The sequence below is a fragment of the Chryseobacterium oryctis genome (assembly GCF_025971925.1).
Taxonomy (GTDB): Bacteria; Bacteroidota; Bacteroidia; order Flavobacteriales; family Weeksellaceae; genus Chryseobacterium; species Chryseobacterium oryctis.
The window spans coordinates 119,006-143,888 of the sequence record NZ_JAPDHV010000005.1 but is presented as its reverse complement, the minus strand read 5'-3'; the positions used below and the strand labels follow the sequence as shown (position 1 = coordinate 143,888).

General features: G+C 31.9%; 24 protein-coding genes. 17 read left to right on the top strand and 7 right to left on the bottom strand.

The annotated features are described in order from the left end of the window. Nucleotides 1–23 precede the first annotated feature (23 nt). From OH806_RS12280 to OH806_RS12270, 3 genes are read left to right on the top strand one after another with little or no spacing between them, the layout of a single operon-like run. Entirely contained in the window at nucleotides 24–1,049 is a 1,026-nt protein-coding gene (locus tag OH806_RS12280; protein ID WP_264743983.1) for a hypothetical protein, read from the top strand. 27 nt (nucleotides 1,050–1,076) lie between these two features. Continuing rightward, on the top strand, nucleotides 1,077–2,831 hold the full coding sequence (locus OH806_RS12275; protein WP_264743982.1) for a discoidin domain-containing protein: 1,755 nt from the start codon (nucleotides 1,077–1,079) through the stop codon (nucleotides 2,829–2,831). A gap of 18 nt (nucleotides 2,832–2,849) precedes the next feature. Then, on the top strand, nucleotides 2,850–4,064 hold the full coding sequence (locus OH806_RS12270) for a serine hydrolase domain-containing protein (protein ID WP_264743981.1): 1,215 nt from the start codon (nucleotides 2,850–2,852) through the stop codon (nucleotides 4,062–4,064). A 66-nt stretch (nucleotides 4,065–4,130) separates the two neighbouring features. Here the strand turns inward: OH806_RS12270 and OH806_RS12265 are convergent, their stop codons facing one another. The 5 genes from OH806_RS12265 to OH806_RS12245 form a co-directional block, all read right to left on the bottom strand. Then, nucleotides 4,131–6,404 carry a TonB-dependent receptor domain-containing protein gene (locus tag OH806_RS12265; RefSeq protein WP_264743980.1) on the bottom strand — a complete coding sequence of 758 codons (2,274 nt, stop codon included), beginning with the start codon at nucleotides 6,402–6,404 and terminating at the stop codon, nucleotides 4,131–4,133. Nucleotides 6,405–6,653: 249 nt separating this feature from the next. Further along, nucleotides 6,654–6,992, bottom strand: coding sequence for a DUF3817 domain-containing protein (locus tag OH806_RS12260; RefSeq protein WP_264743979.1), 339 nt, complete (start codon nucleotides 6,990–6,992; stop codon nucleotides 6,654–6,656). Nucleotides 6,993–7,018: 26 nt separating this feature from the next. Beyond that, nucleotides 7,019–7,603, bottom strand: a complete 585-nt coding sequence (gene nadD, locus OH806_RS12255; protein WP_264743978.1) for a nicotinate (nicotinamide) nucleotide adenylyltransferase — start codon at nucleotides 7,601–7,603, stop codon at nucleotides 7,019–7,021. Between the two features lie 3 nt (nucleotides 7,604–7,606). After that, entirely contained in the window at nucleotides 7,607–9,319 is a 1,713-nt protein-coding gene (gene recJ / locus OH806_RS12250; RefSeq protein ID WP_264743977.1) for a single-stranded-DNA-specific exonuclease RecJ, read from the bottom strand. Nucleotides 9,320–9,514: 195 nt separating this feature from the next. Next, nucleotides 9,515–11,137 (bottom strand): ABC-F family ATP-binding cassette domain-containing protein, encoded by a 1,623-nt coding sequence (locus OH806_RS12245; protein WP_264743976.1) that lies wholly within the window; start codon nucleotides 11,135–11,137, stop codon nucleotides 9,515–9,517. Nucleotides 11,138–11,258: 121 nt separating this feature from the next. On the opposite strand from OH806_RS12245, the gene smpB reads away from it, so the two are divergent. From smpB to OH806_RS12220, 5 genes are all read left to right on the top strand, one after another. After that, complete coding sequence (smpB, locus tag OH806_RS12240) at nucleotides 11,259–11,717, top strand: SsrA-binding protein SmpB (RefSeq protein WP_264743975.1); 459 nt, start codon at nucleotides 11,259–11,261, stop codon at nucleotides 11,715–11,717. Nucleotides 11,718–11,794: 77 nt separating this feature from the next. Then, a complete protein-coding gene (locus tag OH806_RS12235) occupies nucleotides 11,795–13,279 on the top strand; it encodes an OmpA family protein (RefSeq protein WP_264743974.1) in 1,485 nt (494 codons plus the stop codon). Nucleotides 13,280–13,372: 93 nt separating this feature from the next. Then, the gene (locus OH806_RS12230) at nucleotides 13,373–14,113 is read left to right on the top strand and encodes a YebC/PmpR family DNA-binding transcriptional regulator (protein WP_264743973.1); all 741 of its coding nucleotides are present in this window, start codon (nucleotides 13,373–13,375) and stop codon (nucleotides 14,111–14,113) included. Nucleotides 14,114–14,169: 56 nt separating this feature from the next. Further along, a complete protein-coding gene (locus tag OH806_RS12225) occupies nucleotides 14,170–14,997 on the top strand; it encodes a UDP-2,3-diacylglucosamine diphosphatase (RefSeq protein ID WP_264743972.1) in 828 nt (275 codons plus the stop codon). Beyond that, a complete protein-coding gene (locus OH806_RS12220) occupies nucleotides 14,994–15,965 on the top strand; it encodes a glycosyltransferase family protein (RefSeq protein ID WP_264743971.1) in 972 nt (323 codons plus the stop codon). Before OH806_RS12225 ends, OH806_RS12220 begins: the two co-directional genes overlap by 4 nt. On the opposite strand, the gene OH806_RS12215 is transcribed toward OH806_RS12220, so the two are convergent. Further along, nucleotides 15,954–16,244: a GNAT family N-acetyltransferase gene (locus OH806_RS12215; RefSeq protein WP_264743970.1), complete on the bottom strand. Its 291-nt coding sequence runs from the start codon at nucleotides 16,242–16,244 to the stop codon at nucleotides 15,954–15,956. The genes OH806_RS12220 and OH806_RS12215 overlap by 12 nt on opposite strands. 78 nt (nucleotides 16,245–16,322) lie before the next feature. Next, on the bottom strand, nucleotides 16,323–17,075 hold the full coding sequence (locus OH806_RS12210; protein ID WP_264743969.1) for an RDD family protein: 753 nt from the start codon (nucleotides 17,073–17,075) through the stop codon (nucleotides 16,323–16,325). Between the two features lie 27 nt (nucleotides 17,076–17,102). On the opposite strand from OH806_RS12210, the gene OH806_RS12205 reads away from it, so the two are divergent. From OH806_RS12205 to OH806_RS12165, 9 genes are all read left to right on the top strand, one after another. Continuing rightward, entirely contained in the window at nucleotides 17,103–18,092 is a 990-nt protein-coding gene (locus OH806_RS12205) for a stage II sporulation protein M (RefSeq protein WP_264743968.1), read from the top strand. A gap of 109 nt (nucleotides 18,093–18,201) precedes the next feature. Next, entirely contained in the window at nucleotides 18,202–19,038 is an 837-nt protein-coding gene (locus OH806_RS12200; RefSeq protein ID WP_264743967.1) for a DUF4013 domain-containing protein, read from the top strand. Then, the gene (locus tag OH806_RS12195; protein ID WP_264743966.1) at nucleotides 19,031–19,825 is read left to right on the top strand and encodes a DUF4129 domain-containing protein; all 795 of its coding nucleotides are present in this window, start codon (nucleotides 19,031–19,033) and stop codon (nucleotides 19,823–19,825) included. Before OH806_RS12200 ends, OH806_RS12195 begins: the two co-directional genes overlap by 8 nt. 15 nt (nucleotides 19,826–19,840) lie before the next feature. Beyond that, nucleotides 19,841–20,998, top strand: a complete 1,158-nt coding sequence (locus OH806_RS12190; RefSeq protein WP_264743965.1) for a hypothetical protein — start codon at nucleotides 19,841–19,843, stop codon at nucleotides 20,996–20,998. Nucleotides 20,999–21,060: 62 nt separating this feature from the next. Beyond that, nucleotides 21,061–22,092, top strand: coding sequence for an AAA family ATPase (locus OH806_RS12185; RefSeq protein WP_264743964.1), 1,032 nt, complete (start codon nucleotides 21,061–21,063; stop codon nucleotides 22,090–22,092). Between the two features lie 21 nt (nucleotides 22,093–22,113). Then, the gene (locus tag OH806_RS12180) at nucleotides 22,114–22,548 is read left to right on the top strand and encodes a hypothetical protein (protein WP_264743963.1); all 435 of its coding nucleotides are present in this window, start codon (nucleotides 22,114–22,116) and stop codon (nucleotides 22,546–22,548) included. Between the two features lie 33 nt (nucleotides 22,549–22,581). Then, nucleotides 22,582–23,904, top strand: coding sequence for a DUF58 domain-containing protein (locus OH806_RS12175; RefSeq protein WP_264743962.1), 1,323 nt, complete (start codon nucleotides 22,582–22,584; stop codon nucleotides 23,902–23,904). An 8-nt stretch (nucleotides 23,905–23,912) separates the two neighbouring features. After that, the gene (locus OH806_RS12170; RefSeq protein ID WP_264743961.1) at nucleotides 23,913–24,413 is read left to right on the top strand and encodes a YegJ family protein; all 501 of its coding nucleotides are present in this window, start codon (nucleotides 23,913–23,915) and stop codon (nucleotides 24,411–24,413) included. Nucleotides 24,414–24,432: 19 nt separating this feature from the next. Then, nucleotides 24,433–24,852, top strand: coding sequence for an OsmC family protein (locus OH806_RS12165; protein ID WP_264743960.1), 420 nt, complete (start codon nucleotides 24,433–24,435; stop codon nucleotides 24,850–24,852). Nucleotides 24,853–24,883 lie beyond the last annotated feature (31 nt).

The following is a 24,883-nucleotide window of genomic DNA, read 5'->3' as shown; positions in this document are numbered from 1 at the left end:
AAATAAATCAATTTCAAAATAGTATGAAACAACCTTGGATACATAATGCAAAGACAGACGGTTGGTTTATTTTATCACCACCTTTTTTGGTTTTGTTGATAATTTTTCTTTTTCAAAAGCAAATTCAAGGTCTAGAACATCATTATTCTTTTTACACATGGTTGTTTTTGATTGTTTTTGTAGATGTTGCTCATGTATATTCTACTTTGTTTAAAACATATTTCGTAAAAGAAGAAGTTCGCAAAAGAAAACTTTTGTATTGGGGAATTCCTGTACTAAGTTGGGTGTTAGGATTGGTGTTGTATCAGTTTGGAAGTCTTACCTTTTGGTCTGTTTTAGCTTTGATTGCTGTTTTTCATTTCATACGTCAACAATATGGTTTCATGAGAATCTATGCTCGATTTGAACCTAATAATTGGAGCAAAACAATAGATGGAATAGCTGTATATTCAGCCACGATTTATCCGATGTTGTATTGGTTTAAAACGCCCAGAGCTTTTACCTGGTTTGTTGAAAAGGAGTTTGTTTGGCTACAAAAATTACCAGATTATATTTCTTTTATTACCATTATTTATTTTTCAATACTGAGCGTTTGGTTGGTAAAAACAATTTATTTTCTTATTAAAACCAGAGAAATAAATATTCCTAAAAATCTTATAATTCTGGGGACATATCTTTCTTGGTATTTTGGGATTGTGTACTTTAATAAGGATCTGGTATTCACATTTCTGAATGTTGTTTCTCACGGGATTCCCTACATTACATTAATTTATATTCAGGAAATTAAACATAAAAAGGAGCAGGAACTTAAAAAGCGTTCGATTTTTAAATCATCTTTGGGGATTTTTTTATTTATAGGAGTTATTCTCGGATTTGCTTTCTTTGAGGAGTTTTTATGGGAAACGTTAATTTGGCGCGAACATTTTTCGCTTGATTTTGTGCTTTCTAAGAAATGGTTTCAGGTATTAGTTCCATTGTTGGTTGTTCCTCAGTTGACTCATTATTTATTAGATGGCTTTATATGGAAAAAACCGAAAAAAGTTAACTAAATTTGTGATTATAGTAAAAATATGAAGATGTATAAATACTTTTTTTTGATGATTGTTTTATTGGGGATTAATCATAATGCTCAACAAAAAACATTCTGCAACCCGATTAATATTGATTACGGATATACTCCATTTGAATCTTTTTCAAAACAAGGTAAACACCGTGCAACAGCAGATCCGGTAATCGTTAATTTTAAAAACAAATTGTTCCTTTTTTCAACTAATCAGGAAGGATATTGGTATAGCGATGATATGCTTGATTGGAAGTTTGTGAAAAGAAAATTTCTTAGAGATAACAAATATATCCATGACTTAAATGCTCCTGCAGTCTGGGCAATGAAAGATACATTATATGTTTTTGGTTCTACTTGGGAACAGGATTTTCCGATATGGAAAAGTACAAATCCTACCAAAGATGATTGGCATATTGCAGTAGATACTTTAAAAGTTGGAGCTTGGGATCCTGCTTTTCATTATGATGAAGATAAAAATAAACTTTATTTGTATTGGGGCTCAAGCAACGAATGGCCATTGTTAGGAACCGAAGTTAAAGTGAAAACTTTACAGTCAGAAGGTTTTGTAAAACCTATTTTGAGATTAAAACCCGAAGATCATGGTTGGGAAAGATTCGGAGAATATAATGATAATGTTTTTTTACAACCCTTTGTGGAAGGCGCTTGGATGACAAAGTATAAGGACAAATATTATATGCAGTACGGAGCTCCTGCAACAGAATTCAGTGGATATTCAGATGGGGTATATGTGAGTAAAAATCCTTTGGAAGGTTTTGAATATCAGCAACACAATCCGTTTTCATATAAACCAGGTGGTTTTGCGAGAGGAGCGGGACATGGAGCAACCTTTGAGGACAATTATAAAAATTGGTGGCATGTTTCTACTATTTTTATTTCTACGAAAAATAATTTTGAGAGAAGATTAGGAATCTGGCCTGCAGGTTTTGATAAAGATGATGTAATGTATTGTAATACAGCTTATGGTGATTATCCTACATATCTTCCGCAGTTTGCACAGGGAAAAGATTTTACCAAAGGTCTTTTTGCGGGTTGGATGTTACTTAATTATAATAAACCGGTTCAGGTATCTTCAACTTTGGGAGGTTATCATTCAAATTATGCGGTGGATGAGGACATCAAAACCTATTGGAGTGCAAAAACTGGAAATGCGGGAGAGTGGTTTCAGACAGATTTAGGTGAAATTTCTACCATTAATGCTATTCAGATAAATTATGCAGATCAGGATGTTGAGTTTTTAGGAAAAACTTTAGGCAAAATGCATCAGTACAAAATTTACGGATCAAATGATGGTAAAAAATGGAGCGTAATTGTAGATAAAAGCAAAAATACAAAAGATGTTCCTCATGATTATGTAGAGCTGGAAAAACCTGTAAAAGCAAGATTCCTAAAAATGGAAAATCTGAAAATGCCAACAGGTAAATTTGCACTAAGTGGTTTCAGAGTATTTGGAAAAGGTAATGGAAGTGTTCCTGCAAAAGTTCAGAACTTTGTTCCGTTAAGAGCTGATGCCAAAAAATATGGTGAAAGAAGAAGCATTTGGATGAAATGGCAACAGAATTCAGATGCCGATGGATATGTAATTTATTGGGGAAAGTCACCGGAGAAATTGTATGGTAGTATTATGGTTTATGGTAAAAATGAATATTTCTTTACCGGAGCCGATAGAACAGATGCATATTATTTCCAAATTGAGGCATTCAATGCTAATGGAATTTCAGAAAGAACAGAAATCTTTAAATCAGAATAAAACTAAAAAACTTTAACCATGCAAAAACTCAAAATTTTATCAATAATATCATTTGTACTGCTTTCATTAGGCTGTAAAAATACTAATGAAGCAGATGATTATCAAACAAATTTAGATAATGCTATCAAAAACATTCATGACAATCTTCAGAAAGAATTAAATACAGATATTCCGTCATTAAGTGTATACGTAGTTTCACCTAAAGGAACATTTTTTAGTTCTGTTTTGGGAGCTAATGGAGCTGCGGTAAGTAAGAAAACTTATTTTCGTTTTGCAAGTAATACAAAAAATTTCACTTCTACAGCTATTTTGAAAATGATGCAGGATGGTTGGCTTAATATTGATGATAAAATTACAGCCAATATTCCGGGAACATCGACACCTTATGTTCCTAATACAGCCGACTGGAATTTTCCTCATAAAAATGAAATCACAATCCGTCAGCTTTTGCAACATAATGCAGGAATTTATGATATAACAAATGATAGTTCTCAATATAATGTAGGAGGTGAAACGTATACAGATTATATGCTTAGTAATTCTCCCAATCATCAGTTTTCTACTGGAGAATATATAAAACTTTTGACAGACCATAATTTATCATACGGAGCACCTAATACTGTTTATCATTATTCAAATACGGGGTTTTCTATTTTAGGAGAAATTATTTCCAGAGTGTATTCTCAAAAATCAAATGCTTCTAAAACATACGGAAATTATATGTATGATCATATTGTTGGATCTAGTGCAAAGGTTCCATTAGGAATTAAGTTTCCTGAGTTGGGAACAGATCAGCAACTGCCTGTTTCATATATAAGAGGTTTTATCAAATATGCCGATCATTCAGAAATTACAGATAAAATAAATGCAAGTGCGCATATTGGAGAAGGAAATGGGGTAGGTACAATGGAAATGCTGACAGAATATATCAGAACATTGATGAAAGGAGAAAATGTACTAAATTCTACAAGTATTCAACAGATGAAAACAAGTAAAGGAGCATCTACAACAAATAATTATGCTTTGGGATGCTCTCTGTTTCCTGGGATTGGATATGGCCACAATGGTGCAACAGAAGGATATTTATCATTGATGACTTATGATCCTGATACAGATGTTTCAATCATTGTTTTATTTCCGTTTTGGGATTTGAGAAGTACTGAAAATTTTAATAAATGTCTTAGTACATTAAACACAACAGGATTAGAAGCTAAAAAAGCTTTAGGATATTAAAAATAAAAACTCACTGATTTCAGTGAGTTTTAAATACAAAATAATTGAATATGAAGAAAGATAATTTTATCTGGTTCTGTTTTTGATTTCATCAGAAGCACTTTCAATATTTCTTACTTTTTTCACTTTTTGGTTTCCAAAGTTATAAGTAAGACTTACTGTTACGCCTCTTCTGTATTGGTCATTTCTTACAAAATTGTAGTTTCCGTTTGCCTGATAATCCTCAACTTCTACGATGTTTGTTCTCAAAACATCATTTAGATTAACAGCGAATGTCCAGTCATTCCAGTTTTTCTTTAGGCTCAAATCCAAACTCATTAAGTCTTTTAGCATTCCCAATTCGATTTGTTGCTTGTCGATATAGAAGAAGTTTACACCTAAAAACCAAGTTTTCTTTTTGTCAAGACGAAGAGTGTTATTGGTTTGAATTACAAAACTTGTAGAGCTTATGTTATTTCTATAAACTAAATCTTTTCCGTCTTTATCAACAAATGTATCTCCAGAAGTTGGGTCTACAGCCAGTATTCCGTTGTTTTTATTATGTTGTACCCCAATATTGAAATTGGTTGTCAAATATTGTTTGAAGAAACTTTTTTGAACTCCAACCATTGCAGACATTTCTTGTTTATCTCCAAAATTTGTTCTGATGTAACGTAGTTCATTTTGTTTCCCAATTGTACCATCAGGAGATTTTACATATCCTTGTAAAGGAACCTGTGTGATTTGGTCTTTAAAGTATGAATGATTCAAAATCAAGAAATAAGAATTTTTATACATATAGGTCAATTCCTGATTGTATGTAGATGATGCTTTTACAAAAGGGTTGTTTTGTGTATAATTAAATTCTGAAATATAATTTCTTACAGGATTTAATTCCCAAAAGCTTGGTCTTCTCATTCTGCTTGAAAATGAATACGATATATTATTTTTGTCATTGATAGCATAATTTACGCTTAAATAAGGTAAAAGGTTGTTATAATTTCTCTCAATTCTTCTATATTCAGGAGAAGCATTGTCAGAAGTTCCCAAGCTATTGGTAATTTCATATCTAGCTCCTAATTTTCCTGAGAATTTATCTGAGAATTTCTTTTCCACGGTTAAATAAGCACCATAAATATTCTCGTCATAAATGAAATGATTGAAATCTTGTTCAGTTTTTTCTACATTTCCATCTTCATCATATAAGTAGGTGAAGTTCTTGGTATCATTGTCGGTTTTTGTTTTATTGTAATTTCCTCCGACAGATATCGTTAAATCATTGTTAAACTTCTGAATATAATCTACTGTTCCGGAGAAGTTGTTGATTATTTGAGGAATATTCTGGATGATTTTTTTTCCCGGAGTCAAGTAATCCTGAAGTTTCCCAGGAACCATTGTGTTGTTATCTGAGTATTGAAATCTTTTATAGTTAAGATACGCAGCATTGGCATTCAATTTACTTCCTAATGAATCTAGTTTTATTTCATAGTTTAGGTTAACCGAATTATTATAATTACGAGCGTCCTCTCTATTTTTTGTTTTAGTATGAGAAATTGTATTTAATGTTCCATCCGCATTATATACTGTTAATGTATTAAATAAATCAATTGTTGAATTGTAACTTTTATTTGCCCAGGAATTCCATGATAGAGCCAGATTGCTTTTCTCATTTAACTGATAATCAATATTCAGATATCCTCCGATATTTTTATTTGGGTCGTCGATATCTCCTGTAGATTCATTTTTTACTAAATCGGTTCCGTTTCTCAGAATGTAAGTTTGAGGCTGAATATTTTCACCACCGTTAAGATTAGCACTGATTCCTAATTTATCTTTTCTGTAATTTACTGAGAAACTTGCATTACTAGAGTTATATTTGTTTTGAGTATTAGACATTCTCATGTTTCCACTAGTGCCATCACTCATTTTTTTCTTCAAAACAATATTAATGATTCCGTCAGATGATTCTACCTGATATTCACTTCCCGGAACTGTTATTACTTCAATTTTTTGAATATTTTCTGCGGGTGTATTTTTTAAAAATTGAGCTAAAGATTCTGCATCCATATTGGTTTTTCTACCATTGATGTAGATTAATGCATTATTTTTTCCTGCAATTTTTAACGTTTTATCATCTGTCGTTGATAGAAGTGGAGTTTGTTTCAAAAGGTCAAAAGTGGTATTTCCTTTTGCAACAGGAGAAGCTGCAACGTCATAAACAAAACGGTCACTTTGTTTTTTAAAAACTTTTTTTGTTAAAGTAACAGCTTCAATATTCTTAGTTTGTGTTGAATCTGATTTTTTTTGCGCGAAAGCTAATCCGCTGAAAAATATGGCTGCAATAAGAATTGGCGTTTTCATGACTTTATTTTTAGAGTGTTTAATTAAATAGCTTGTATTTATTATTATTTAACATTGCAAAGATATATAATAATTTAAGTATCTTGCAATACAAAGTACTAAAAATATTTTTATTAGGTTTTTAACTAATTGAATTTCAGTAGTTAAAAATCATTTTGGAACTTTAAAGTAATTTGATTTTCTATACAATAAGACAACTGTAACATTAGTTTTGTTACAGCAAGTTGTAAATTTTTTTGAAAATTGTAATTATTCTCTGTCGAAACGAGCCAGTTTTTTGTCGACCCAGATGGTTGCAAAAGGGAAAAAAGCAGCTAAAAGTGCAAAAACGAAATCTTCATCATCCCAATTATAAATTTTTCTTGCAGGAAGGCAAAGAAAAAGATAAAGTGTAAAGAAAAGCCCATGCAAACTACCAATAACACTTATGAAAATGATAGAGTACAAATTTTCATCATAACGAATCCATATCATTGCAATCCCATATAATAGCATACAGGAAAGTGCTTCTGCTAAACAAGTTTGCTTAAACCATTTGATGACTTTTTCCTGAGGATATTTTGAAAAGAATTTTTCGATGAAATTCATAATTACTGAGCTAATTTTTTGAAATATTATTTGTAAAAACTACTACCATCCAAATAATCAAAAACTTCTGGCGGAAGCATTGGACGTACATTTTTACCTTCTTTTATCATACTGCGGATTTCCGTTGCAGAAAGTTCTATTACAGGAGCTTTTACCAAAGAAATATTTTCATGTTGCAAATATTCAGAATCTTTTTTCTCACCATCAAACATTCTTGGATAAACAATGATATGATGGTTTTTAATTAAAGTCTCATAATTTTTCCATTTATGCAAACCTTCTAAATTATCCTCACCCATAATTAAACTAAAAGAGTAGTTTGGATGTTTTTCGTGAAGATAAGTAAGTGTATCAATTGTATAACTAGGTTTTGGAAGTGAAAATTCTACATTAGAAGCTCTCATTTTGGGATAGTTTTTTATGGCAAGTTGTACCATATCCAAACGGTTGCTATCCTTCAATAATGATTTTTTGTCCTTGAAAGGGTTTTGAGGGCTTACCACAAACCACAATTCATCCATGTCCGAATTTTCAAGGATATAATTTGCCAAAATCAAATGTCCGATATGAATCGGATTAAAAGAACCGAAGAATAAACCAACCTTTTTCAATTTCTAATCTCTAAATTTTACGTCTTTAATATTAAGATAATGAGTTACATTTCCTTTCCAGTGATTTTCCTCCAAAGTGAAAGCCAAATCAAAGTTTTTATTTTTAAAATCTTCAGAAAATTGACCTAGTTTAAAACCGACACATTCAATATTTCTTCCGGTAGATTCTTGTTTGATGTAAAATTTAATGTGGTTATTATCTTTTCCCATTGTTTTAACATATCCCGAAAGTTTTTGATCTTTCAAAACAAAAATAGGTTTCATATTATGAGGACCAAAAGGAGCCAATTTTCTATGGAAATTGATAAACTCACGGTTTATTTCATCAATCTGAATATCTGAATCTATTGTAATGGAAGGTTCTTTCTGATGATCCTGAATTTTTTCGGAAACTACTTTTTCAAACTTTTCTTTGAATGCCTGGAATTTATCTTTCTCCATCGAAAGTCCTGCCGCTGCATGATGTCCTCCAAATTTTAAGAAATATTCTGAACAAAGGTCGAGGGCTTCATGTACATCAAAATCAGAAACCGATCTTGCAGAAGCTACCATTTCCCCATTGTTTCCGTCAGTAAAAACGAGGGTAGGTTTATAATATTTTTCAATAAGTCTTGATGCAACAATCCCGATTACTCCTTTGTTCCATTCAGGATGGTATACAATTGTTGTAAACTTGGTTTCTTGCTGAGATTCTATAATTTGATTCAACGCTGAAAGAGTAGAGTTCATGTCAAGCTCACGTCTTTCATCATTAAGATCCATAATATCACTTACAATCTGATGAGCATGTTTCAAATTGTCAGAAACCATTAATTCAACAGCCGCTTTACCGTGAGAAATTCTTCCTGCGGCATTTATTTTGGGAGCAATTTCAAAAACAATATTTGAAATTTCGAAATGAGAAAGCTTATCTTCCGGGATAAGAAGACGCAAACCTAAATTTCTAGTTTTTCTTAAAACTTTAAGTCCCATTTTAGCCAAAACTCGATTTTCTCCGGTCATAGAAACTATATCGGCAGCAATAGAGATCGCCAGAAGATCAGTGAGTTCAAATAATTCTGCTTCCGGAATTTTATAAATTGTATTTAAGCCTTGACAAAGTTTGAAGCCAACACCACATCCTGAAAGTTCCTTGAAAGGATATCTACAATCAGATCTTTTAGGATCTAGTACTGCAACAGCATTTGGAATTTCATCTCCTGGAAGGTGGTGATCACAAATGATAAAATCAACTCCCAAATTTCGGGCATAATTGATCATATCGGTAGCTTTAATTCCACAATCTAATGCAATAATTAATGAGAAACCATTTTCTTTAGCAAAATCAATACCTTCTGTAGAAATTCCGTATCCTTCAGAATTTCGATCTGGAATGTAATAGTCTAGATATTTTTTTTCAACAATTTTGCTGAGGTAAAGGTACATTAAGGCAACAGCCGTGGTTCCATCTACATCATAATCACCATAAACTAATATTTTTTCACCATTTTCAATAGCAGTGGCGATACGCTCTACGGCTTTTTGCATATCTGCCATTAAAAAAGGACTATGTATATCTGTAATATTGGGTTTGAAGAACTCTCGAGCCTTTTGATAATTGTCAATTCCTCTAAGAACGAGAAGTTTAGATTCAAAAGTTCCAAAACCAAGTGACGAACTTAGTCCATCCACGACTTCCTCATCGGGTTCGGGCTTGTAAATCCATTTTTGACTCATTTTACAAAAATAGTGAAAAAAATAGTATTTAAAGATCAATTATCATGAAGTTTCAGTTTGAAAACTATTCGAAAATTGATATGGAAAGATCCTAAAACCATGTTTTTACCAAAAACAAAGCTTACAAAATAGAGTATCAAATAAAAAAAGCCTCAAAATTAATTGAGGCTTTTTTATAATAAATTTTGTTTAAGATTAAGAATACATTTTTTCTCTTAATTCCTTAACTTTTTTATCGGCAAGATACTCATCATAAGTCATTTCTCTGTCGATGATTCCTGTTGGAGTTAACTCGATGATTCTGTTACAAACCGTTTGAAGCATTTCGTGGTCATGAGAAGCCAATAAAATGTTTCCTTTGAAATTTGATAATGAGTTGTTCAGAGTCGTGATACTTTCAAGGTCTAAGTGGTTTGTAGGTTCATCCAATAAAAGAACGTTGGCTTTTTGAAGCATCATTCTACTGAACATACATCTCATTTTTTCACCTCCGGAAAGTACTTTACAAGATTTTAAAGCTTCATCTCCTGAGAAAAGCATTCTTCCTAAGAATCCTCTTACAAATTCTTCGTGACGCTCTTCGTCATTTTTTGTGAACTGTCTCAACCAATCAACAAGGTTTACATCTTCTTGGAAGAAATTTGTATTGTCTAAAGGCATGTGAGATTGAGTTGTAGTAACTCCCCAAGCATAAGTTCCTTTGTCTGCCTCAGTGTTTCCAGCTAAAATTTCAAAAAACTCTGTAATTGCCAATGAGTTTTTAGAAAGCACAGCAACTTTATCTCCTTTTTTAAGGTTTAAATCAATATTTGAGAACAATAATTCTCCATCTTTTGTTTTTTCTAAACCTTTTACATCTAAAATTTGATCTCCGGCTTCTCTTTCCATTTCGAAAATGATGGCAGGATATCTTCTTGAAGATGGTTTAATATCGTCGATGTTCAATTTATCGATCATTTTCTTTCTTGCAGTAGCTTGTTTCGCTTTTGCAACGTTTGAGCTGAATCTCGCGATGAAATCTTGAAGTTCTTTCTTCTTTTCTTCCGCTTTTTTATTGGCTTGAGCTCTTTGTCTTGTTGCTAATTGAGACGCTTGATACCAGAAAGAGTAGTTACCTGTATAAAGGTTAAGTTTGGCGTAGTCTAAGTCACCAATATGCGTACAAACCGTGTCTAAGAAGTGACGGTCGTGAGATACAACGATTACAGTATTTTCATAATCCGCAAGGAAATCTTCCAACCAAGAAATAGTATCAATATCAAGGTCGTTTGTAGGTTCGTCTAAGATTAGTACATCTGGGTTTCCGAAAAGTGCCTGAGCTAAAAGAACTTTTACTTTATCTTTGTTCTCTAGTTCACTCATCATTTGCCAGTGCATATCTTCTGTAATACCAACGTTTGAAAGCATTGTCTGAGCGTCAGATTCAGCTGTCCAACCTCCCATTTCATCATAGATTACACTTAGTTCTCCAGCTTTGATTCCGTCTTCATCAGAGAAATCTTCTTTCGCATAAAGCGCATCCATTTCCTCTTTTATATCGAATAATTTTTTGTTTCCTCTTAAAACAGCCTCAAGAACAGTATATTGATCATAAGCAAAGTGATCCTGCTCAAGAACTGACATTCTTTTTCCTGGCTCTAGAGATACATGTCCTGTTGTTGGGTCTTGTTTTCCTGTCAATATTTTAAGGAATGTAGACTTTCCTGCTCCATTTGCTCCGATAATTCCGTAGCAGTTTCCTTTTGTAAACATAATGTTTACCTCGTCAAAAAGAACTCTTTTCCCGAATTGTAAAGATAAGTTAGATACTGTTAACATATAGTTTTGTAAATTTGGCGCAAAAATACGAAAAGAATTTGGGTATTTTATAATAATGTAATATTCAAGTTTTTAAATGAAAGGTATTTTGTACTTTTCATTAATGAATTTAAGTAGAGTTATGAAAATCGAAAAAACAGTTAACATATTAAATAGAAGAGCTCGATTTGAATATGAAATTCTTGAGGAAATTGAAGCTGGAATGGTTTTAACAGGAACTGAAATAAAATCTTTGCGTTCTTCTAAGGCTTCAATTGCAGAGTCGTTCTGTCAGTTTATTGATGGGGAATTATATATAATTAATATGATGATTGATGAGTATAAATTAGGAACTTTTTACAATCATAAGACAAAAAGGGAACGGAAATTGCTGTTGCACAAAAAAGAATTGCACAAGTTTGAAAAAAAGCTCAAAGATGCAGGGAATACTATTATACCTTTAAAGTTATATATCAATGATAGAGGTAAAGCTAAAGTTTTAATAGCATTAGGAAGAGGTAAAAAACTTTTTGATAAAAGAGAGAGCATAAAAGATAGAGAAAATAAACGAAACTTGGATAGAATATTAAAGAAAAGTTAAAAATCATCTGAAAAACTTTGTGTATAAAGAAAAATTATATTTATTTTGCATTATCAATTATTTAATCATTTAATTCTATGAAAAATCTAAAATTAGGAATTTCAGCATTGGCACTTACTGTTGCTTCTACTGTATTCGCTCAGACTACCAACAATCCGTGGTTAATCGGAGTTGGTGCTCATGCGGAAAACCATACAGCTATTAGAAACAACTTTAGTAATACGTTCTCTGCTAAAAATTTGACGAAGACAATGTTCAATACGAACAACTTCTCTATTACACCTCCACTATCTAAACTTACAGTAGCTAGAAACGTAGCTAAAGGTTTTGTAGTAGATTGGCAAACGACTGTTGGTAATGTTGCTAACAAGAGATTTGATATGGGGAAAGAATTCTTCTTAATGACAGGTCTTGGTTTACAAGTTAAAGCTGCTGGTCTTTTATGGAATGAAGAATCTTGGTTCGACCCATATTTAAGAGTTGGTGCTAACTATTTAAGACACGACTATACAGGAATGACTTTCCCAAGAACAGATGTTAATGGTACAGTTGTTGCTAATGGAGAAAATGGTAACGAAAATGGTAAAGCTAACTTCTTTACTGTTGCTACTGGTGCTGGTGCTAACTTCTGGTTAACTAAAAACTTTGGTCTTGGTATCCAAGGTGATTATGTTTCAACTCCAGGTGATAAATCTACAGTTGCTAACTTCTGGCAAGCTTCTGCTTCTTTGAACTTTAGATTCGGAAACAGAGATAGAGATAAAGATGGTATCTTAGATAAAGACGATTTATGTCCAGATACACCAGGTTTACCAGAATTCCAAGGATGTCCTGATACTGACGGAGACGGAGTTCCAGATAAAGACGATCAATGTCCAGACGTAGCTGGTCCAGTTGAAAACAACGGTTGCCCTTGGCCAGATACAGATGGTGATGGTGTTATCGATAAAGATGATGCTTGTCCTACAGTTGCAGGTCCTGCTGAAAACAACGGTTGTCCTTGGCCAGATACAGATAATGACGGTATCTTAGATAAAGACGATGCTTGTCCTACTGTTCCAGGTCTTCCAGAATATAACGGATGTCCTAAGCCAACTAAAGTTAAAGAGAAAGAACTTCAAGAGCAAGTTAATAGTATTTACTTCGACTTTAATAAAGCTACAATTAAGGCTGAGTCTACTTCAGCATTAGATAAAGCTGCGGATCTTATTAAGAGAGAAGGAGGTAAGTATCTATTAGAAGGTAGAACTGATGCTAAAGGTGCTGAAGCTTACAACTTGAAATTATCTAGAGAAAGAGCTGCTGCTGTAGTTGCTGCTTTAGATGCAAGAGGTGTAGATGCTAACGCTCTTAAATCAATCGGTGTTGGTGAGTCTAAAGCTACAGTTTCTGAAAAAGCTTCTGATGCTGAAAGACAAGTTGACAGAAAAGTAGTTGTAACTGCTATCGAAAATGATGCTGAGTGGAACGCAATCAAGAAAAGAGATTATGAAGATGCTCCAGTAAAAAAAGCTACTAAAAAAGCTCCAGCTAAGAAAAAAGTAGTTAAAAAGAAAAAATAATTAATTTTTCTAAATAATAAATACCTCCAATTTTTTGGAGGTATTTTTTTTTCGTTGACTTTTAATTAATTTTGTTGAAAATTTAAAAATAAAATGGGAAGAGCGTTTGAATATAGAAAAGCTTCTAAAATGGCCAGATGGGATAAAATGGCTAAAACATTTTCTAAAATAGGTAAAGATATTGCATTGGCTGTGAAAGCTGGAGGGCCAGACCCGGAATCTAATCCTGCATTGAGAAGATGTATCCAAAATGCGAAAGGGGCAAATATGCCAAAAGATAATGTCGAAAGAGCAATCAAAAAGGCAAGTGGAGCTGACGCAGAAAACTATGAAGAAATTACTTATGAAGGATACGGACAGGGAGGAGTTGCATTTTTTGTAGAATGTACAACAAATAACTCAACTAGAACTGTAGCTAATGTAAGAGCCGTTTTTAATAAGTTTGATGGGAATCTTGGTAAAAATGGAGAGTTAGCTTTCATTTTTGATAGAAAAGGGATTTTCACCATCGATTTAGCTCAAATTAAAATGGAGTGGGATGATTTCGAAATGGAAATGATTGACGGAGGAGCAGAAGATGTAGAAAAAGATGATGAAGAAGTAATGATTACAACTGCTTTTGAAGACTTTGGTTCTTTGTCTCATAAATTAGATGAACTTGGTATTGAAGCAAAAAGTGCAGAACTTCAAAGAATTCCAAATAATACAAAAGAAGTAAGTGAAGAGCAATTCAAAGCTAATATGAAGATGCTTGAGCGTTTTGAGGAAGATGATGATGTACAAAACGTATATCACAATATGGAAATCTCAGAAGAGATGATGAACTCTCTATAAAAAATAATATAACATTCATATACAATTAACTTTCAATTAGTTTCTTTGCAGTAAATATGAAAAGAAACGTTGAGTTAGTTGTAATTTCGGATGTTCATTTGGGAACTTATGGATGTAAGGCTAAAGAATTATTAAGATACCTGAATTCTATTCAGCCTAAAACTTTGGTTTTGAATGGAGATATTATCGATATCTGGCAATTCAAAAAGTCTTACTTCCCTAAACCTCATTTGAAGGTCATTAGAAAAATTCTTTCGTTCGCGACCAAAAACACAGATGTTTATTATATTACAGGGAATCATGATGAGATGTTCCGAAAGTTTACTGATTTCGAATTGGGTAAACTCAAAGTCTGTAATAAGATTTGTCTAGATATCAATCACAAAAAAACCTGGATTTTTCACGGTGACGTTTTTGATGCCTCAGTTCAGCATTCGAAATGGATTGCAAAATTGGGAGGAAAAGGTTACGATTTATTAATTGTAATCAATAATGTTGTAAATTGGTTTTTGGAGAAAATGGGTAGAGAGAAATATTCGTTTTCAAAAAAAATTAAGAACAACGTAAAAAAAGCGGTAAAATATATTGGTGATTTTGAACTCACTGCTTCTGAACTGGCCATTGATAATCATTATGACTATGTAGTTTGTGGACACATTCATCAACCCCAAATTCGTGAAGTAGTCAATAAAAAAGGTTCTTGCGTTTATATGAATTCCGGAGATTGGATTGAAAATCTTTCTGCTTTGGAATACAACGATAAAGAATGGAAAATTTTTTATTATGAAGAACACAAACATTTGCTGAAAGACGACGATGCAGAAGAAATTCAGGAAATCAATAGTTACGAGCTTTTGAAAATAGTAACTAACTTTACTAAATGAAAATTTTATATGCATTTCAGGGGACAGGTAATGGTCATATTGCCAGAGCTCAGGAAATTGTTCCCATTCTTAAAAAACACGTCTCTGTTGATACTTTAATTAGTGGACATCAATCACAATTAAAGGCTACTTTTGAGCTCGATTATCAATTTAAAGGTATTTCTTTACTTTATGATAAAACAGGTGGTTTATCTTACCGAAAAACATTTTTCGAAAATAAATTTTTAGAAGCTGTTAAAATTATTAAAAATTTAGACTTGTCAAAATATGATTTGATTATTAATGATTATGAACCATTGACAGGTTGGGCTTCTAAATTGAAAAACTTACCAATGATTGAGCTGAGTCATCAGGCTTCAATGAGTTTTAAAGAAACACCTAAACCCGAAAAAAAAGACTTTTTTGGTGAATTGATTTTAAAATATTATGTTCCCAGTAAACGAAAGATAGGATTTCATTTCGAAAATTATCATCCACAAATCAAAAAGCCCGTTATCAGAAGAAAAATAAGAGACTTGAGTCCGGATAAAAAAGGGTTTTATGTAGTTTATCTTCCGAGTTTTTCTGATGAAAATATAATTAAAGTTTTAAAGCAAATACCTGTTGAATGGAAGGTGTTTTCAAAATATACTAAACTTCAGTTTAGAGAAGGTAATATTGAAATTTTCCCCATCGATGAAATTCAGTATTTACAATCGTTTGAAAATTGTGAAGGTATTTTATGTAGTGCTGGTTTTGAAACGCCTGCAGAAGCTCTTTTTATGGATAAAAAATTATTCGTGATTCCTATTCATAATCAGTATGAACAAGAATGTAATGCTTGTGCGTTGAATAAAATGGGAATTCCAAATTCTAAAATTCTGGATGTAAACGAAATTCAAAATTGGGTAGCTTCTGAAAAACATATTCAGGTAAACTACCCTGATGATATTGAAGATATTTTGTTGAACGAGGTATTAATTCTTTAAAAAAACATCTTCAACATCATTCATTCTCATCATTACCGAACGAGCATAAGAACAATGCGGATATACTTTCCAATTGTTTTCTCGAGCAAATTTGATGGCTTCTTCAACCAAAAATTTTCCCATTCCCTTTCCTTCAAATTCAGTATGAACCAGAACAAAGGAAATTATAAATTTATTATCTTCAGGGAAAATAGTATAGGTAAGCCTTCCTATTTCTTTTACTTCGTTGTTAAGAGTGATTACACCTCCGTTTCCTGATTTATTATTTTCAAATCTCATAAACAATGTTTTTGTATTAATAAAGTTACAAAAAACTAATCTGTGTAGATTTGACCTACATCAAGAAATCTTGTTGGGTTAATTGTCTTTTCCTGTATAATAATTGTAATCTTTGATAACGATACCGATGAATTGTCTTTCGGTCATTTTTGTAGGGTCAACTTCCAGTTTTAAAATATTTTTAATTTTATCTGAAAGTTTGGTGATGATTTGTCGGTCGTCGACTTTTAAAGCCTTGGTGTAATTGTCTTTAATGATTCTCATATCATTATCACTCAATGCAATAACCTGTGGGAAAGAAGGTGCGTAATCTTCACGAATGTTTTCCAAAATTGTATGAGAAATATTAATGCTGTTTTTTAAAGAAATTACTGCTGTTCCTGAAGCGATATCACCTAAACGTTGATTATTTTTAGAAACAATCATAGAAATAAGCCCAACAACTCCACTCAAAACAAATACATCCACAAGTCTGGCAACCCAGCGAATCAAATAATCTCCGAAACTTGCTTGATAGCCATCAATTTTTACTACTCGTATTTTCATTACTTTTTTGCCTGGAGTTTGCCCTTCCATGAGGCTTTCCAAAACTAAAGTATAAATATGAACAGGTAAGGTAATTGCGATATAAATTGCAGTCTGGGACCAAGGATCTAGATCGTGAAGCAGATAACTGAGGTTGAAAAATTTGAAAAATAAGTAAAGAGTGATTATTACATAAGCAATCTTTATAAGCATGTCTATAATGAATGCAAGCATTCTTTCCCCAACACTTGAAATATTGAAATTAATGTTTACATTTTGTGAGGTATTAATCGCAATTTGAGACATATTTTTTATAACTTTAGCCTAACAATTATGAGAGAGGTTTATTTCATTAAACAAAATAAAGAAAAATGGTTGGGAATAGAGCAGGTTATTCAAGGAAAAATAAAAAAAAATCCAGATGACCTGTCATCATTGTACATCAACCTTACCAATGATTTGGCTTTTGCACAGACTTATTATCCAAAAAGTAACACTACGGTTTACTTAAATCATTTGTCTGCCCAAATTTTTCAAAAAATATATAAAACGAAAAGGCTAGAACAGAATAGACTTTTCCATTTTTTTTCTACAGAAGTTCCGATGCTGGTTTTTCAGTATAGAATGTATTTGTTGTATTCATTTTTGTTTTTCACTCTTTTTATTTGTATTGGAGTACTTTCTGCGATTTATGAGAAGGATTTTTTAGCAGTAACAATTCCTAATGGAGAATCATACGTAAATGAAACCATTGAAAATATAAAAAAAGGAAATGCTGTTGGAGTTTATCAAAGTGGTTCAACTTGGGGAAGTGCAATCGGGATTATTTTTAATAATATAGGTGTAGGTGCAAAACTTTATACTTACGGAATTTTCGGAGGAGTAGGAACGCTCTATGCATTACTTTCAAATAGTGTAATGTTGGGCTCTTTTCAGTATTTTTTTTATGATTATGGAGCTTTGAAAGAAAGTGCAAGAGGAATTTGGCTTCACGGTGTTTTTGAAATTTTTGCAATGGTTGTGGAAGCGATGTGCGGATTAATTTTAGGAGCATCAATTTTATTTCCTAAAACCTTCTCAAGATTTGAATCTTTTAAAAATGGATTCAGAGACTCGTTTAAAATATTTTTAAGTACAATTCCATTTACGATTTGTGCCGGAATTATCGAAGGATATGTTACAAGATATGCCTTGAAAATGCCGTTAGCCCTGAATCTTATTATTATTTTCGGATGCTTGGCAATTATAGGATTTTATTACTTCGTCTATCCATATATCGTAAATAAAAAAATAAATAACCAAATCAATGATGCAGTTTTATAAAAAAAGAGATTTTGGAACTTTCATTAGTGACACTTTTGCTTTTTTCAAATTATATGGTAAAAATTATTTCAAAAATTTTCTTCTTCTAAACGGGTTACTGTTAATTTTAATGGTAACAATATTCGTTTTCGGATATAAAGAACTTTTTATGCAGATTTTCGGCTCAAATCTGAGCGGACAAAGTACTTATCTTGAAAGCTATTTTGAAGATAATTTAGGAATGTTAATTACGGTTGGAGTCATCACATTCTTCTTGTTTTTTATTTTAATGATTGTGAACTATCTCTATCCTGTTTTTTATATGAGAAGGCTTGCCAGTGGTGAAAATAAAATAAGACCAGATGATATTTTAGGAGATTTTAAAAATAATGCAGGTAGAATCGGGATTCTTTGCTTGGGAATGATGTTTATCGTAACACCTTTAGTGATTATTGTTTTAGGGATTTGTTATGCTTTGATTCTCATTATTATAGGTTTATTGTTGATATTGCTTGTTTATCCGACAATTTTTAATGTGACTACATTTTTAATGTTTGATTATTTCAATACCAAAAGAGGTTTTTTTGAAAGTTTAAGTTATGCGATGAGAGCGCAGTTTTCTTATCCTAACGGAAGAGAAAAATCTCCTTTTTGGAAATATTGGGGAGCAACTTTAATCATATTTTTACTGATTTATGTAATTACTACTATTTTCTCGTTCATACCGATGATGTTTTTGTATGGCTCTTTGCTTACAAACCCGTCTTCAGCGGGTTTTGAAGAAAATCCGTTTGCAGGAAGTATGGGAATATTCATTTCTGTCATGTATGGAGTTTCGTTGCTTTTGTCATTCATACTTTTCAATGTACTTTACGTAAATATTGGGTTGATGTATTATGACAGCAGAACAGACCTTCATCAAGAAGTAGAATTAGCGGAAATCGATACAATCGGAAGCAATGAATAAAATCCTTGTTTTTTTACTGATTTTTTTCTCCTTCGAATTTACATTTGCGCAGGATGATTATGATGAACCTGTGGTTGAGGAATATGTAGATTCTTTGAGTACGGGACATTATAGAAATATGTTTCGTGCAGATTCTGTTTTGATTAAAAATCCTGTTACAGATAATTCAACCTATCCTAAGAAGTTTGAAGAAAATTTTAGCTCAAAATATAAAGACAAGGAGTTTGATTATTCCACTTCAAAACCAAGAGAATCTTTCTGGGAAAAGTTCCAGAGAAAAATAGCAAAGATTTTGCAAAGTATTTTTGGTGAAACAAGTTTTGATACTTCTGCCAAAGCAACTTGGGTTATTGTACGTCTTTTTGCCATTCTTTTAGTTGGTTTTTTACTATATTTTATTATTAAAACTTTATTAGGAAAAAATGGGAATTTTATTTTCGGTAAAAGAAATAAGAAAGTCGATATCAATGATGAAGAACTTCACGAAAATATACACGAAATTAATTTCCCTGAAAGTATTTCCCAATTTGAACGTTCGGGAGATTATCGTTCGGCAGTTCGTTATCAGTTTTTGTTTGTACTTAAAAAATTAAGCGATAAAAAAATCATCAACTGGAATCCTGAAAAAACCAACAAAGATTATGTTGCGGAATTAAAGGCAACTCATCTGAGAAACGAATTTTATAACCTTTCTTATATCTTCGATTATGTTTGGTATGGTGAATTTAGTATAGATGAAGAAAGTTATCTGAAATTTAGAAATCAATTCCAATCATTTAAACCGTAATTATACTTTTTTATCATGAACAAAACTTTCAAAATATATGCTTTAATCTTCATCATTATCTTGGTGATATTGGCATTGCTTGAGGTTAACAAAAAAGAAGTTACGGATTGGCGTAAAAATTTTGATGTTAATCAAAAATCCCCTTTCGGATTGTTTATTTTTAATGGAGAAGCAAAGCATCTTTTTAAAAATAATCTAAAAAAAATAGAGCAATCTCCTTTTGAGTTTTATAATCAACATAAAAAAGAAAAACATAACATTTTAGTTGTTGAAAGTGAAATCGACACCGAATCTTGGTATAGAATTATGGATGAGGTTTCAAAAGGCTCAGACGCAATGTTGATTGTTTCAAATATTCCAAAAGAAATTTCAGATAGTATTGGTTATTATGATTCTACGGTTTCTTTTGAAGAGCAAAATGTTTTGAAACTTACAGATAAAAAATTTCAAAATGATTTTATCAAATTAGATAAATTTCCGTCAGGAAGAGGTTTTACTTATATTAAACCTAATGTTGAAGTTCTTGGGAAAACAGTCGAAAAAAATAATCCTGAACAGGCTAATTTCATTAAAGCTAAATTCGGGAAAGGTAATTTTTATGTTCATAGCGAACCTCTTTTTATTACAAATTATTACTTGCTGAAACCAGGAAACATAAAATATGTACAAGATGTTTTTTCGTATCTAGATGACAAGGAAACACTTTGGTTTGTAGAAGGAAAAACGAGTGAGTCACAGTTTTTTATGAGATTTATTCTTTCAAAACCAGCCCTGAAGTATGCTTGGTGGGTTTTTTTGGGAGGACTTTTACTTTTTATTTTCTTCAATGCAAAAAGAAAACAGCGTATTGTTCCCGTCATAGAACCATTGAAGAATACTTCAGTAGATTTTGTGAAAAGTATCGGGAATCTTTATCTTCAAGAAGGTGATTTTCATGATATGATGGCGAAAAAAGCCCAATATTTTCTGAATAAAGTGAGAATGGATCTTTTAATTGATACTCAGCACTTGGATGAAGAATTTTCGAAAAAACTGCAACTAAAAACAGGAAAGCCTATTGAAATGATTCACGAAGCCATTGCTTTAATTAAAAAAGGACAAGATCCTTATGCAAGTGTGATGAAGGAAGATTTGGAGAAAATGAACAAACTTTTGGACGAAATTTTAAAATAAATTAAACCTAATAAATTAAAAATGTAGCTAAAAACTGCATTCATACAGATAAACTAAATCATATGGAAAATTTTGATAATCAAAACGTAGAAAATCAAACTCCTATAAATCTTAATAAAAGAGAAGACGAATTTCAATCCAGAATTGATATGATTGAGCTTCGAGCAAGTTTAGATAAGGTAAAAACTGAAATTGCAAAAGTGATTGTAGGTCAGGAAAGTATGGTTGAGCATCTTTTGGCTGCACTTTTATCAAACGGTCATGTTTTGATTGAGGGTGTTCCAGGAGTGGCAAAAACAATTACAGCAAAGTTACTGGCAAAAACAATTGATGTTGGGTTTAGTAGGATTCAGTTTACACCGGATTTGATGCCTTCCGATATTTTAGGAACATCGATTTTCAGTATGAAAAACTCTGAGTTTGAGTTTAAAAAAGGACCTATTTTCTCTAATTTTATTTTAATTGATGAAATTAACAGGTCGCCTGCCAAAACACAAGCTGCATTGTTTGAAGTGATGGAGGAAAGGCAAATTACAATGGATGGGACTCGCTATACAATGGAAGAACCATTTTTAGTTGTCGCAACGCAAAATCCTATTGAACATGAAGGAACTTATAGACTTCCGGAAGCTCAATTAGACCGTTTTTTATTCAAAATAAATGTAGGATATCCTAATCTTGAACAGGAAATTACCATCATCAAAAATCAGCACGAAAGTAAAAAAGAAGATAAAACTGAAGTCGTAAATCGTGTAATTACGGCTCAACAACTGAAAAACTACCAAAATTTGGTAAAAGAAATCATTGTTGAAGCTCAATTGATGGAATATATAGCTAAAATCATTATCAATACAAGGGAAAATCAGTTCTTATATCTGGGAGCGTCACCACGAGCAAGTTTAGCACTGTTAACAGCTTCAAAAGCATTTGCTGCACTAAGAGGAAGAGATTTTGTAACACCAGAAGACATAAAAGAAGCAAGCTATGCAGTGTTGAGACATAGAGTAATTGTTTCGCCTGAAAGAGAAATGGAAGGTTTAACAGCAGATGAAATCATCAGACAAATTTTGGAAGGAATAGAGATTCCAAGGTAAGGTAATACAGCTATAAATTCAATGAATAAAATTAAAGTTTTAATATTATTTATCCAGACAATTTTAATTTTTAGTTGTCAAAAAGGGTATGAGCAAAAGTATAATACATTTAATGAATTCAGTGAAGAAAATGAACGAAATAAAGGATGGTTTCCTAAAATTATTGATACTGACGCAACTAAATTGAGGAATATTTCATATTTAGACCCCTTATGTGCATTTGGAAAATTTACTTACACAAATTCGGAAACTTATGATTCCATTTTCTCAATAAATCAGAAAATAAGTTTTGATTTGTTGAATGATAAAGTTGAGCGAAATTTAAATCTAAGACCTGATTGGTTTTTAGATTTAAGAAAAATTAACAAATCAAATGTTGAGATTATTAAAAAAGAAGGATTTTATATACTGAGAGATAAAGTAGACAAAAATGTATATTTTATTCTATCAAATTAATTTGAAAAAGGTAGGGTTATAAAAGCAATTAGAATGAAAAACTTATATCTCAATAATCGTTTTTTTTATACACTCATTTGCGTGGGAGTGCTTTATGTTTTTGCATTTTTCTTCCCATTCTTTATGGTGATTGCACACGTTGTTTTATTGTTGTGTGCTCTTACGGCGATAGTTGATTATTTACTGCTTTTTAATCAAAAAAACGGAATTCTGGCTCAAAGAATTTTGCCCGAAAAATTATCAAATGGTGATGAAAATCCTGTGAAAATTGATATTAAAAACAATTATAGTTTTAAAATTAACGCTAAAATTATTGATGAGATTCCGTTTCAGTTTCAAAAAAGGGATTTTTTAATTCAGAAGCAGATTGAGCCAGGGAAAAATAGTTTTTTTCAATACATTTTAGAACCCAAAGAAAGAGGTGAGTATTATTTTGGAAACTTAAATATTTATGTAGAATCACCAATCGGGTTTGTAAGCAAGAGATTTCAATTTCAGAAAGATGCTAATTTACCGTCTTATCCGTCATTTATTCATTTGAGAAAATATGAACTAATGGCAATTCAGAGTGAATTTATGTTGGGTGGAATCAAGAAAATCAGGAAACTTGGTCACACCATGGAATTTGAGCAAATCAAAGAATATGTTCCGGGTGATGATATCAGAACAATCAATTGGAAGGCTACTTCAAAAACAAACCGATTGATGGTAAACCAGTTTCAGGATGAAAAATCTCAACGTATTTTTATGCTGATAGATACCGGACGAACCATGAAAATGCCTTTCAATGGGTTAAGTCTCTTAGATTATTCGATTAATGCGACGATGGCTCTTTCTCATATTATTTTGAAGAAAGGAGATAGGGCAGGAATGATGACTTTCTCAAAGAAAACCGAAAATAAAATTGCTGCTGACAACAAATCTGGACAATTGAAAAAAATTTCAGAGGCACTCTATAATATTAATACCAATTTTTTTGAGAGCGATTTCAACAGGTTGTATCAAGATGTAAAATATTCGATTAATCAAAGGAGTTTAATTTTACTTTTTACTAATTTTGAAACCTTAGATGCGCTAAATCGTCAATTGAAATACCTCCGAGGAATTGCAAAAAACCATTTGTTGGTGGTTGTTTTCTTTAAAAATTCAGAGCTTCAGACTCTCATTCATAAAAATCCCGAAAATATGCAGGAAATTTATGATGAAATTATCGCTGAGAAATTTGAATTTGAGAAAAAATTAATCATTCAGGAATTACGGAAATATGGCATTTATACGGTGTATACACTTCCTGAAAACTTAAATATTGATGTTATCAACAAATATTTGGAGATAAAAGCGAGAGGAATTTTATAATTTTACCAATGAGAAAAATATTAGTGATTTTTCTTTTGACTTTTCTAGTAAATTGTCAAGAAAAAAAAGAACATGAAAAACTTGAGAGAGAGGGCGAACCAGATGTTGTATATTTTGAGAACTCAGATGCTGAAATGAATTCGGCTGTACAACAAGCACAGAAGACTTTGTCTGAATTTCAAAAAGCATTGGAAGACAATAATCCGAATCATTCCAATTTTACTTTAAAACAAAGATTTGATACATCTGACGGTGGGGGAGAGCATATTTGGATCGGAGAAGTACAATTGAAAAACGGAAAATATTTTGGAATTGTTCAAAATGAGCCTGTAGATGTGAAAACAATTAAATTAGGTGATTCTGTTGAAGTACCTGTCGAAAGGATTAGTGACTGGATGTATTATGATAAAAATGTTGTAAAGGGAGCTTATACTATTAAAGTAATGAGGAAATTTATGAGTCCAGAGGAAAAGAAAGAAATGGATGCAGAAGGATTAATTTATGAATAAAGAAAAATATTAATAAGAAATGAAAATAACACTTAATAGAATTAACGATGATTTTTTGTTTGAATGTACCAATGCTCAGGGAAATTCAATTCTTTTAGATAATACTTCGCAACCGGGAGCAAAAGGGGTTTCTCCGATGGAAAGTGTTTTGATGGCAGTTGCAGGATGCAGCGGGATAGATGTGGTTTCTATTCTGAAAAAACAAAGACAGGAAATTACCGATTTCAAAGCGGAAGTAGAAGGTGAAAGAGTTCCTGTAGATGATGCAAAACCTTTTAAAACAATTAATGTAAAATTTCTTTTAGAAGGAAATATAGACCTTAAAAAAGCGCAAAAAGCAGCTCAACTATCTTTCGAAAAATATTGTTCTGTTTCTAAAACATTAGAACCGAATGTAGAAATAGGATATGAAGTTTATGTAAATGGAGAGAAAATATAAACTTATCGGTTAATTAAATGATAAAAAAAAT